The sequence below is a fragment of the Saezia sanguinis genome (assembly GCF_003991585.1).
Classification (GTDB): Bacteria; Pseudomonadota; Gammaproteobacteria; order Burkholderiales; family Burkholderiaceae_C; genus Saezia; species Saezia sanguinis.
Genome location: NZ_PQSP01000005.1, coordinates 120551 through 132191 on the forward strand (window position 1 = coordinate 120551; position 11641 = coordinate 132191).

13 protein-coding genes are annotated in these 11641 nt (G+C 51.8%); 11 read left to right on the top strand and 2 right to left on the bottom strand.

The genetic code is table 11. From position 1 onward, the window contains the following. Positions 1-33: 33 nt before the first annotated feature. Together aroQ and CUZ56_RS10030 are read right to left on the bottom strand one after the other, a co-directional pair. A complete protein-coding gene (gene aroQ / locus CUZ56_RS10025) occupies positions 34-498 on the bottom strand; it encodes a type II 3-dehydroquinate dehydratase (protein ID WP_126980252.1) in 465 nt (154 codons plus the stop codon). 167 nt (positions 499-665) lie between these two features. Beyond that, a complete protein-coding gene (locus CUZ56_RS10030; RefSeq protein WP_126980253.1) occupies positions 666-1265 on the bottom strand; it encodes a hypothetical protein in 600 nt (199 codons plus the stop codon). Between the two features lie 349 nt (positions 1266-1614). Here CUZ56_RS10030 and rpmF point away from each other — a divergent pair, with 349 nt between their 5' ends. The 11 genes from rpmF to CUZ56_RS10085 all read left to right on the top strand — a co-directional run bounded on the left by rpmF (position 1615) and on the right by CUZ56_RS10085 (position 11610). Further along, positions 1615-1797 carry a 50S ribosomal protein L32 gene (gene rpmF / locus CUZ56_RS10035; RefSeq protein ID WP_126980254.1) on the top strand — a complete coding sequence of 61 codons (183 nt, stop codon included), beginning with the start codon at positions 1615-1617 and terminating at the stop codon, positions 1795-1797. A gap of 88 nt (positions 1798-1885) precedes the next feature. Beyond that, positions 1886-2959 carry a phosphate acyltransferase PlsX gene (gene plsX / locus CUZ56_RS10040; protein ID WP_126980255.1) on the top strand — a complete coding sequence of 358 codons (1074 nt, stop codon included), beginning with the start codon at positions 1886-1888 and terminating at the stop codon, positions 2957-2959. Beyond that, positions 2956-3933 carry a beta-ketoacyl-ACP synthase III gene (locus CUZ56_RS10045; RefSeq protein WP_126980256.1) on the top strand — a complete coding sequence of 326 codons (978 nt, stop codon included), beginning with the start codon at positions 2956-2958 and terminating at the stop codon, positions 3931-3933. Before plsX ends, CUZ56_RS10045 begins: the two co-directional genes overlap by 4 nt. A 27-nt stretch (positions 3934-3960) precedes the next feature. Further along, positions 3961-4899 (top strand): ACP S-malonyltransferase, encoded by a 939-nt coding sequence (gene fabD / locus CUZ56_RS10050; protein WP_126980257.1) that lies wholly within the window; start codon positions 3961-3963, stop codon positions 4897-4899. Beyond that, positions 4896-5642, top strand: coding sequence for a 3-oxoacyl-ACP reductase FabG (fabG, locus tag CUZ56_RS10055; RefSeq protein WP_126980258.1), 747 nt, complete (start codon positions 4896-4898; stop codon positions 5640-5642). Before fabD ends, fabG begins: the two co-directional genes overlap by 4 nt. Positions 5643-5791: 149 nt before the next feature. Then, a complete protein-coding gene (acpP, locus tag CUZ56_RS10060; protein WP_126980259.1) occupies positions 5792-6031 on the top strand; it encodes an acyl carrier protein in 240 nt (79 codons plus the stop codon). Positions 6032-6037: 6 nt separating this feature from the next. Then, positions 6038-7297, top strand: coding sequence for a beta-ketoacyl-ACP synthase II (fabF, locus tag CUZ56_RS10065; RefSeq protein WP_126980343.1), 1260 nt, complete (start codon positions 6038-6040; stop codon positions 7295-7297). Between the two features lie 303 nt (positions 7298-7600). Then, on the top strand, positions 7601-8200 hold the full coding sequence (gene rpoE, locus CUZ56_RS10070) for an RNA polymerase sigma factor RpoE (RefSeq protein ID WP_126980260.1): 600 nt from the start codon (positions 7601-7603) through the stop codon (positions 8198-8200). 36 nt (positions 8201-8236) lie between these two features. Continuing rightward, positions 8237-8971, top strand: coding sequence for a sigma-E factor negative regulatory protein (locus tag CUZ56_RS10075; protein WP_126980261.1), 735 nt, complete (start codon positions 8237-8239; stop codon positions 8969-8971). 35 nt (positions 8972-9006) lie between these two features. Further along, entirely contained in the window at positions 9007-10032 is a 1026-nt protein-coding gene (locus tag CUZ56_RS10080; RefSeq protein ID WP_126980262.1) for a MucB/RseB C-terminal domain-containing protein, read from the top strand. Between the two features lie 66 nt (positions 10033-10098). Further along, positions 10099-11610: a DegQ family serine endoprotease gene (locus tag CUZ56_RS10085; RefSeq protein ID WP_126980263.1), complete on the top strand. Its 1512-nt coding sequence runs from the start codon at positions 10099-10101 to the stop codon at positions 11608-11610. Positions 11611-11641 lie beyond the last annotated feature (31 nt).

The following is an 11641-nucleotide window of genomic DNA, read 5'->3' on the forward strand; positions in this document are numbered from 1 at the left end:
TTCTGCCAGCTTTAAAAAATTTTGAGCTGATTATCAGCTTATTACTGACTTATTGCTGCTAATTGAGTGTAAATGGCGAGTTGCATACTCCAATGCTGCTTCATAACCTAATCCGCCCATGCCACATATGACAGCCAAAGCCAGATCGGAAAAATAAGAAAAATGACGGAATTTTTCCCGCCGATGAATGTTGGATAGATGTACTTCGATGAATGGCAGTGCCACCCCGGCAAGCGCATCACGCAAGGCGACGCTGGTATGTGTATAAGCGGCCGGATTGATGATAATGAGTTCTGTTCCGTCTGTACGAGCCTGATGGATGCGCTCAATCAGTGCGCCCTCGTGATTGCTCTGAAACAGTTGCAGCGAAACATGCTTAGATGTGGCTAATTGTTGTAAATTGTTGTTAATTTGCTCTAACGTTGTTGCGCCATACACTTCAGGTTCGCGCAACCCAAGTAAATTGAGGTTGGGGCCATGAATAACCAGGATATGCATGATTTAATCCAAAAGCGTAAAGATAGATAAATAATTACAACAGATAAAGGGCTGTAAAGTGATAGAAAAAGATTTTCCTACAATTTTACAGGAACACCAAGCTGGATGTGCGCGGGGACCGTTTTGAGGGGGAGGGACGGCAAAGCGGGGCGGAAAGCCTTTAAATTTTAATCAACCAATAGCAGTTGGCGAACGGCTTCCAGATTCCCCCGGGGCGCGCGCCCCTTGCTGTCTGGCGTAAGCGCGCCGCGAATATGGTCAAAGTCATAGACTGCCATGTGAATATTGACGCGTTGCTGCCATTCAGGCACGGTTTCCCATGTAGTGAGTGCAGGAATTGTGTGTCCGCCAGGGCCAGATGCATCGCCTGTGAGGTACTTCTTGTTTTGGTTGATCAGAAAGATTTCGGCCATTTTGGAGTCATCGCAAAACAGTTGCAGGTAAATATCCGAGTGGCGCGTCGCAGTGCCATGCCATACGGCCCCGCTCAGGAAAGGAGTAAATTCCTGCATCAATTGCATCCAACGGGCGGCAATTTCGCGCAATGTTCTTAATTCTTGTGGTTGTGTGTCCGCGCAGAAGATGTCGATGTACTCGATAACGGCTTCTTCCAGGAAGTCGTTGCTGGGCAGTGCCGTGCGAGCCGGCAGTCCCAGTTGTTTAATGGCCTGCTGTTTGGCGGGCCCGTATTCGAAGCCGTCTTCAACAATCAGGCGCGCTGCGCATGCAAGTATTTCCTGTTGTACGGGTGTAGGTGCTGATGACATGAGGGGATTGTAGTGAGACAATGCGGGTTAAAAGAGGCTGTCGGGCCGGGGCAACAAGAAAATGCAGACGTGCGGGCAGTTTTCTTATATAATGAAAAGTTTCGCGTTCTGCTGGTTGCAATGACATGTCAATGTATAAAAAGCCTGAACGCAAAAATGAACGCTTAAAACAGTATAAGCATAAGTAAATTGCTGCAAAATAGTAAAGGCTATTTGTCAGCTTCTTATGCCATTCGGTTTTAAAAGATGGGGCGGCGGGTATTGGTGCTGTGGCATCAGTGCCTGACAAGCTTCCTGATTTGTGGTTATTGAATTTGATTTATTTGAGATTAGAGGCTTAGGAGTCATTATGGCTGTCCAGCAAAACAAAAAGTCACCGTCCAAGCGTGGTATGCACCGCTCGCACGATCATTTGTCTGTGCCCCCAACGGCAGTTGAACCTACCACGGGTGAGGTGCATTTGCGCCACCATATCAGCCCGAACGGGTTCTATCGTGGGCGTAAAGTGGTGAAAACCAAAAACGAAGAGTAATCAGGTTGTATATGAGCGCTGAATGTTTTTTGCGTGCTTGGTTCTCAAGCCGCGAATCTGGCATTAGCGCTTTTTAAGTTAAAAATCAATGATTCGCCTTGCTATTGATTGCATGGGTGGTGATGTCGGGCCGGATGTAACGCTTGCGGCTAGCGAAAGCTTTTTACGTGCTCACCCGCAGGCAGAGTTGCTGTTGGTCGGACTGGAAGAGGTTGTCAGCCCTGCTGCAATGCGGATGCCGCGTGCCACAGCAGTTGTCGCCTCTGAAGTGGTTAGCATGGATGATTCGGTAGAGATCGCGCTGCGTAAAAAGCGTGACTCTTCGATGCGTGTGGCGATTACCCAGGTACGCCCCGATCCGCAAACAAAAGTTGCAGCGGCGGATGCATGTGTTTCAGCAGGAAATACCGGGGCATTGATGGCGGTGTCCCGCTATGTGCTGAAAACCCTGCCAGGTATTGATCGCCCGGCAATTGCCACGACGCTGCCGCATTCCCAGGGCGGGTTTACGACCATGCTGGACCTGGGGGCCAATGTCGACTGCCTGCCTGAGCATATTCTGCAGTTTGCTCTAATGGGCTCGGCCCTGGTTGGCGGCCTGTTTGGCAAGGATAATCCAACCGTTGGTTTGCTTAATATTGGTGAAGAGCTGATTAAGGGCAGTGAAACGGTTAAGCATGCCGGAGAGTTGTTGCGCCAGTGTGCTGAACAGGGCGGAATTAACTTTTACGGTAATGTTGAGGGCAATGACATTTTTAAAGGCACTACAGATGTGGTTGTCTGTGATGGTTTTGTCGGCAATGTGGCTTTAAAAACCATTGAAGGCCTGGCGTCGATGCTTGCCGGTGTTGTCAAGCAGGAGTTTACCCGGGGCCTGTATAGCAAAATGGCTGCGCTGGTGGCGCTGCCGGTTTTGAATTCATTTAAAAAACGCGTGGATCCGAGGACATATAACGGTGCTTCTCTGTTAGGTTTGCGGGGGCTGGTGTTCAAAAGCCATGGCTCTGCAGATGCGTATGCTTTCGAGCAGGCAATGCATCGTGCTTACAGCGCTGTGAGCAATGGTCTGCTGGACCGTGTGCGTCAGCGCATTGATGCTGGGGCCCACTTTCTGTCAACTTCAACTGCTTCAGAAGCAGTTGTTCCGATCACAAAGACATGAGCTTGTATACACGGATTGTTGGGACTGGGAGCTGTTTGCCTGCACGTCGGGTAAGTAATGATGAGTTGGCGCAGGAGCTGGCTACCCGCGGGATAGAAACTTCAGACGAATGGATTGTTGAACGTACCGGCATTCGTGCCCGTCGTTTTGCCGAGGCAGGTGTTCTTTCCAGCGACTTGGGGGTGCAGGCAGCACAGGCTGCGCTGGATGCCGCGGGCAAAAAGAAGAGCGATATTGACCTGATCATCGTCGCCACTTCAACACCTGACATGGTGTTCCCGTCTACAGCGACAGTCATTCAGAAAAAACTCGGAATGCAGGGGTGTGCCGCATTTGACATGCAGGCGGTGTGTTCAGGATTTATTTATGCCATGGTGGTGGCTGATGCGATGATTCGCTCAGGGGGCTACCGTTGCGCTTTGCTGATTGGTGCCGAGGTGTTTTCCAGGCTGCTGGATTTCAATGACCGTGCCACCTGTGTGTTGTTTGGTGATGGTGCCGGTGCCGTGGTGCTTGAAGCCAGCGATGAGCCGGGGATTCTGGCTTCGGATTTGCATGCTGACGGCCAATATAAAGATATCTTGTATACTGAGGCCCATGTAGGAAGCGGCGCTCTTCAGGGCGACCCTTTTCTGCATATGAATGGGCAGGCGGTATTTAAACTGGCTGTCCATGTGCTGCATGATACTGCACAAGCGGTGCTGAAAAAGGCAGGCAGGCAGGGGAGCGATGTGGACTGGCTGATTCCCCATCAGGCCAATTTGCGCATCATGCAAAGTACGGCTAAACGGTTGGGTATTGCGCCAGACCGGTTGTTTGTTACGGTGGATGAACATGGCAATACATCAGCCGCATCTATTCCGTTGGCGCTCGATGCCGCGGTTCGTGGTGGTAAAATCCGGCGCGGAGACACGGTCATGCTTGAAGGCGTGGGTGGCGGCTTTACCTGGGGTGCGGTACTGCTTGATTATTAGAATGACAACAGTTGACCATTTAACAAGATGAAACCATTTGCATTTGTTTTCCCTGGGCAGGGCTCCCAGTCTGTCGGTATGTTGGACGCCTGGGGTGATCACCCTGTCGTGCGTGAATCGCTGGCACAGGCCAATGAGGCTTTGGGTGAAGACATTGGTGCCTTGATTCAAAACGGCCCGAAAGAAGCGCTGGCTTTAACCACCAATACGCAGCCCGCCATGCTGGTGGCCGGAGTGATTGCTTATCGGGTCTGGATGGCTGAAACGGGTGCAGCACCGCAGGTGGTTGCCGGGCATTCTCTGGGAGAATACAGCGCATTGGTAGCCGCAGGGGTTTTGCGGTTTGAGGATGCCGTTGCGCTGGTGCGTTTTCGGGCCCAGGCGATGCAGGAGGCCGTGCCGGTCGGTGTCGGCGCCATGGCTGCTGTACTGGGCCTGGCGGCACCGGAAGTGGTCAAGGTTTGTGCGCAGATCGCGCAGGAAAGCCAGGAAGTTGTTGAAGCCGTGAATTTTAACGATGCCAGCCAGACGGTGATTGCCGGCAGCAAGGCTGGCGTTGAAAAAGCCTGTGAGGCGATGAAGGCCACAGGTGCGAAAAGAGCCATGCTGCTGCCTGTTTCTGCGCCTTTCCATTCGAGCCTGATGAAGCCGGCGGCCGAAAAGCTGAAGGCTAAAATGGACACGGTGCAGTTTGCTGCGCCTCAGATTCCCGTTATCAACAATGTGGATGTTGCGGTTGTAAGCGATCCGCAGGCGATTCGCGACGCGCTGTACCGGCAGGCTTTTGGCCCGGTGCGCTGGGTTGAGGATATGATGGCGGTCAAGCAGTGGGGTATTACACAGGTTGTTGAGTGCGGCCCTGGTAAGGTTTTGCTTGGAATGCTCAAACGCATTGACGCGGAATTGGTTGGAAACGCCGTGTTTGATCCGGCAACACTTTCACAGACTCAGGAGGCATTGGCATGAGCAATACAAGTACGCCTATTGTGGCTTTGGTTACCGGGGCAACACGTGGTATTGGCGCTGCTATTGCCGCCACACTGGCTGCAGCAGGGATGCGCGTGTATGCAACAGCCACTTCCAGTGAGGGTGCGAGCAAGATTACCCAGGCGTTGTCGGGGTTTCCTGGCTGCAAGGGCTGTGTGCTGGATGTCACAGACAGTGCGGCTTCTGAGGCATTGGTGGATGAGATTGTCAAAACCGAAGGCGGCTTGCATGTGCTGGTCAACAATGCGGGCATTACCCGCGATACGTTGGCCATGCGCATGAAGGATGCCGACTGGGATGCTGTGTTGGATACCAATCTGAAAGCGGTTTTCCGACTCTCCAGGTCAGCTATTCGGCCGATGATGAAGCAGCGCTATGGGCGCATTATCAGCATTACATCGGTGGTAGGCGCTTCTGGCAATGTCGGTCAGGCCAACTATGCAGCAGCCAAAGCCGGCGTGGCCGGAATGTCCAGGGCGCTGGCACGTGAATTGGGTAGCCGTGGTGTTACCGTGAACTGTGTGGCACCTGGTTTCATTGCAACCGATATGACTGCAAGCCTGCCCGAAGATGTGCAAAATACGCTTTTGTCTCAGATTCCGCTGGGGCGGTTGGGGCAGGCACAGGAAGTTGCCGAAGCTGTGGCATTTTTAGCTTCCAGCAAGGCCGGTTATATTACTGGAGTGGAGTTGCATGTCAATGGTGGCATGTACATGAGTTGATTGTCAGAATTTGTTTTAATAACAAGCCTGATATTTAAGGTTTATTGAAAAGTTGACCGCAAGGCCCGTCCGGTCATGAAGATTTGCAGCATGAAATTGCAAGTCACCGTAAAATTGACGGGTGTATGTTACTTAACCCTGGAGGGGTCATGAGCGATATTGAAGCACGTGTCAAGAAAATTGTTGCTGAACAACTCGGCGTAGAAGAATCTCAAGTTACCAACGAAAAGTCTTTCGTGGCAGACCTGGGAGCTGATTCGCTTGACACCGTTGAACTGGTGATGGCATTGGAAGATGAGTTCGGTATTGAAATTCCGGACGAAGACGCTGAAAAGATCACCACCGTCCAACAAGCCATTGATTACGCGAACTCACACAAGAAAGACTAAATGGACATGTCACGTCGTCCCGATCGCCGACGGGTGGTCGTGACCGGACTTGGCGCTGTGACTCCCATTGGCAATACGGTCAGTACTGCCTGGGATAATCTGGTTGCCGGAGTATCTGGGATCGATAACATCACGCGGTTTGATGCCAGCGATATGGCTTGCCGGTTCGCCGGCGAAGTCAAAGGATTTAATGTTGAAGAATATATCCCGGTCAAAGAGGCCCGGCATATGGATATATTCATTCACTATGGCATGGCCGCATCTATTCAGGCGGTTCAGGATGCCGGCCTTCCCGTAGGGGATGCATTGAGTGAAGAGCAAGCTTCCCGGATTGGTTGCATGATCAGTTCGGGCATTGGCGGTTTGCCCGTGATCGAGTATGCGCACGAAGAGTATCGCACACGCGGTGCTCGGCGTATTTCGCCATTCTTTGTGCCATCTTGCCTGATTAACATGATTTCAGGTCATTTATCCATTCGTTATGGATTCAAAGGACCGAATCTGTCAGTGGTCACTGCCTGCACAACAGGGCTGCACAGCATTGGGCTGGCGGCACGGTTGATCCAGACCGGAGATGCTGACGTCATGGTTGCTGGTGGTGCAGAATCCTGCGTTTCGCCTTTGGGTGTTGGCGGGTTTGCGGCAGCCAGAGCCCTTTCTACCCGCAATGATGACCCTAAAACAGCATCGCGCCCCTGGGATAAGGACCGGGATGGCTTTGTGCTGGGTGAAGGTGCCGGTGTGATGGTGCTTGAAGACTACGAGCATGCTAAAAAACGGGGCGCTCGTATTTATGCGGAAGTCGCCGGATTTGGCATGAGCGGTGATGCTTATCACGTTACAGCTCCCAACATTGATGGTCCTAAAAATTCGATGCTGGCTGCGTTGCGTGATGCCGGCGTCAATGCGGATGAGGTGGATTATCTGAATGCGCACGGCACGTCAACGCCTCTTGGCGATTTGAACGAAAGCAATGCCATTAAAGCCGCATTGGGCGACGCTGCGAAAAAAGTCGTGGTCAGCTCAAGCAAATCCATGACCGGGCATCTGCTGGGTGGTGCCGGAGGGCTGGAATCGGTATTTACCATTCTGGCGCTGCATCATGGCATTGTGCCGCCCACAATCAACATATTTAACCAGGATCCGGAGTGCGATCTGGATTATTGTGCCAATACAGCACGTCAAATGCCGGTTAAAGTGGCTTTGAAAAATAATTTCGGGTTTGGTGGAACAAACGGATCTGTTGTATTCGCCCGCCTGACCTGATTGGCATGAAGATGCTTTTACAATCTGGCTGGGAAAACTTTTCTATATAAGAAGAGCTTCCCGCCAGATTTTTGTATTTATGGCATGAGTCGCCAGAAATCTGGCAGAAATTTACAGACGCTCAGACAGCATATTCTGTATGTTTTCGCTCTGATGACGTCATGAAGCTATGATCTTGCGACAAAATGAATTAAGATGAGAAAAGGCCTTTTATATATTCTGCGTTTTGAGATGGAGTTATTTGCATGACCTCTAGGTATGCAAAAAATACCTGCAGCCTCTGTTTTGAGGAGGTGCTTGGGTATGCATAATGATTCCGATGCTCAGCTAGTCGAGCGGGTCAAACGCGGCGATCAGAAAGCCTTTGAGTTGCTGTTTTTGAAATATCAACGCAAGATAGAGCGACTTGTGGCACATATCGTGCGAGATACGAGCCAGATACCGGATATTGTGCAGGAAACTTTTATCCGTGCATACCGTGCGTTACCCAATTTCCGGGGCGAGGCACAGTTTTATACCTGGTTGTACCGGATAGCGGTCAATACGGCTAAAAAAGCGCTGTTAGACCTTAAACGGCAACCGATATCGAGCGATGCATTCGGTGGGGGTGAAGAAAATGAAACTTATACGCCCGAAGATGGACTAATAGATACGGCAACACCCGATGCAGCTTTGGCTGCCAAACAGATTGGTCAGACAGTCAACAGTGCAGTGGAGGCGCTGCCGGAAGAATTGCGACAGGCTATCACCCTCAGGGAAATTGAAGGGTTAAGTTACGAAGAGATCGCTGAAGTGATGGATTGCCCCATTGGGACGGTACGGTCGAGGATTTTCAGAGCACGTGAAGCCATTGCACAGAAGTTGCGGCCTCAACTGGGAATCCGTGGGGACCGACGGTGGTAAGGTTTGAGAGATAAGAATACGCTTGGAGTGTCAGAGATGAATGCCAAAATCAAACTCAATCAAAATGCCCCTGGTATTCAGGAGCAGTGGTCGCTGCTGGCTGATGGCGTCCTGACCGAGTCAGAGCTTGATACCCTGCTTGCTCAATGGAAAGAAGATGAAAGTTTGGCTGAAGACTGGCACGTTTACCATGTGATCGGAGATGTACTGCGCTCGTCCGATTTGGCGCAGGCATATGTGACGCTTTCATCTGAAACCTATATGGCAGAATTCCGGCAGCGTTTACAGCAAGAGCCTGTGCTGATGGCACCGGCACCGCTGTCTCAAACCAAAACAGTGCAAAAAACGGTATCACGTCTTCATTGGCCGCATTGGACCGGCTGGCTGGCCGCTTCTGGGTTTGTGGTGATGGCTGTGGTGGCTGTTGTTTATACCTCAGTGGATGATGTCGTCGCTCCAGGAGCGCAGACGATAATTGCCCTGCCTGCAAACGGTGCAACAGATGCGAATGTTATTCCTGTTGCAGCCAATGTGGAGGTCGCTTCTGCTGCGACAAATCCAGCCGCAGCTTCTGAATCTGCTGACGTGGGCACCATGGCTGCAGAGCCCGATATTCGCTTGGTTGCAACGCCGCAGGGAGATATGTGGCGTGATCAGCGACTGGAACCTTATATTTCGGCGCACCAGCAATTTGGTAGCAATTCCGTACTGATGCCAAGTAACGGCTATATGCGCAGTTCGGCTGTTACCAATAATGCCGCCCCGAATTAGTGTTGTAACGGTAAGACGGAAAATAGGCCATATCGATGAAGGGTAGACAAAATGCCGCGGCCCTGTGGAGCCTGTGGTTTACAGGGCTTTGCATCAGTTTAGCGTCTGTGTGTGTCCAGGCTGATCAGCAGCAAAGCGACCCGCAGAGCAGCAATGACAATACCATGCACTGGTTGCAGCGGATTGAACAAGCTGCACAGCAGCGCGATTTCAGCGGAACCTATGTTGTCGTTCAGCCCGACCGGTTATATGCTTTGCATACCGTGCATGCCAATGTGGATGGCAAGCAGTATGACCTAGTGACCAAACTGGATGGGCAAGAGCGCCAGATATTCAAGGACGGAAGCGCGCTTTATGCCGTTTTCCCGCAGACCAAGCAAATTATTCTGGAACGCCAGTCGGTGATTCAAATGTTCCCCGGAATCCTGAAAACGCATTATGCGCAACTGGGGCATTTTTATAAGATCAACGAACTGGCTCAAGAGCGGACTATTGGTCGTATGGCCAGCGTGCTGCAGATGATGCCACAGGATGAGTGGCGCTTTGGCTACAAGATCTGGGTTGATCAGGCTACCGGATTGCTGCTGCGCATACAGGTGCTGGATGCACAGGGCAAAGTGCTGGAGCGCGTTGCTTTTACCGATATTTCATTCGAGTTGAGCGAACTTCAGAAGAAGGAACTTTCTTCCTATATCGAGACCCTTAAGGGACAGGCTTACCAACTCCATGAGTTGCACTACACGGATACGACGCCACAGGCAGAGGGCTGGGAACTGCAACAGCAAATTCCCGGGTTTGAGCCTATCAGCTGTGTGTTGCGGCCGTTGCCGGATTCAGACCAGCAACTGATTCAGTGGGTGTTTTCTGATGGACTGGTTTCTGTTTCAATTTTCATAGAGCCTATGGACGAGCATGCGCAGCGCGAAGCACGTGACTACAGCTATGGGGCGACTCACAGCGTGTCATTTCGGCGTGGGCAGTGGTGGGTGACTTTGGTCGGCGAAGTTCCGGCAGGGACTTTGGCACTATTTGAGCAAAGCCTTGAGCATACGCCCGGCTAAAAAGAAGCCCTGCCCGGCATGCGATGTGCCCGGAACATAGGCAAAAAAATTTGTAAAGGTGAAAAAATGCAGCAAATAAAATTGTGGGTTGCAGCTATGGCAACAGCCTCTTTTTTTATAGGGGCAGGTGTGAGCAATGCGCAGACTTCTCCGAGCGAGTCTGCTTTTCCGGTGCCCTCTGCAACGCCATCGTCTCTGCTGGTGCAGGGGTTGCCTGATTTCAGCGCGTTGGTGGAGTCTGCCGGGCCTTCTGTGGTGAATATCCGCACCATGGCACGGCTTAGAGCCGGCAGCCCTGGCCCAGGCAACATGACGCCTGAGATGCAGGAGTTTTTTGAATTTTTCTTCAACAGTCCAATGCCCGGCCCATCTCCCCGTTCTTCCCGTCCAGGGCAGGAGGGAGATGACTATGTTCTGCGGCCCAGCGGAGTAGGCTCAGGGTTTATCATTTCGGCAGATGGCTACATCATGACCAACGCACACGTGGTGAGCGGGGCCGATGAAATTATTGTGACGCTGTCTAATCGGCGCGAATACCGTGCAACAGTCGTTGGTGCAGATAAGCGTACTGATGTTGCCGTGGTCAAAATTGATGGTGTGAATCAGTTACCGGTTGTGCGTGTTGGTAACCCGGACATGCTGAAAGTCGGTGAGTGGGTGGTTGCGATCGGTTCACCATTCGGGCTGGAAAATACGGTGACAGCAGGTATCGTCAGCGCCAAGCAACGGGATACGGGGGAGTACGTCAATTTTATTCAAACAGACGTGGCCATTAACCCGGGTAATTCTGGCGGGCCGTTGATCAATCTGCGCGGAGAAGTGGTTGGCATCAACAGCCAGATTTACAGCCGCTCTGGTGGATTCATGGGTATTTCATTCTCGATCCCGATTGATGAGGCCATGTATGTGGCACAGCAATTGCGCGGGCATGGTTATGTAGAGCGCGGTCGGATCGGCGTGCAGATCACGCCGACCAGCAGTGAGGTTACGCAGGCAATCGGACTGGGCGAAGACGCGTACGGCGCGCTCGTGAATATTGTTTCTGAAGCAAGCCCGGCAGAAAAGGCTGGTATTCAGGCGGGCGACATTATCACGGAAGTTAATGGTCAGCGGGTTGAGCGCTTTAGCGATTTGCCCCGGATGATTGGTAATTTGAAGCCTGGGGAACAAGCTCAGTTGAAAGTGTTCCGCAGGGGTGAATGGAAAACCATGACGGTAATTGTGGAGGCAATCCCTGCAGAAACAGCGACGAGCCGTACACAGCAGACACCTGCCCGTCCGGCGCCTGCTGCGACCAGTGTGAATAAGCTGGGTATCAGTGTGACTGATTTGTCTGATGTGCATAAACGTGAACTGCAACTGAAATCCGGTGTGGTGGTTCGTTCAGTGAACCCGGCAGCAGCACGCGCCGGCTTGCGTGAAGGTGATGTCATTTTGGCTATTGGAAAAACAGATATCCGTGATGTGAAGCATTTCAATGACATGGTTGAAAAGCTGGATGCCAGCCAGAATGCAGTGCTGCTGGTGCGCCGTGGCAATGGTGTGCAGTATGTACTGATTCGTCCTTCCGGCAGATAACTTCTGAACAGATGGATTTGCGCTGCCCGGT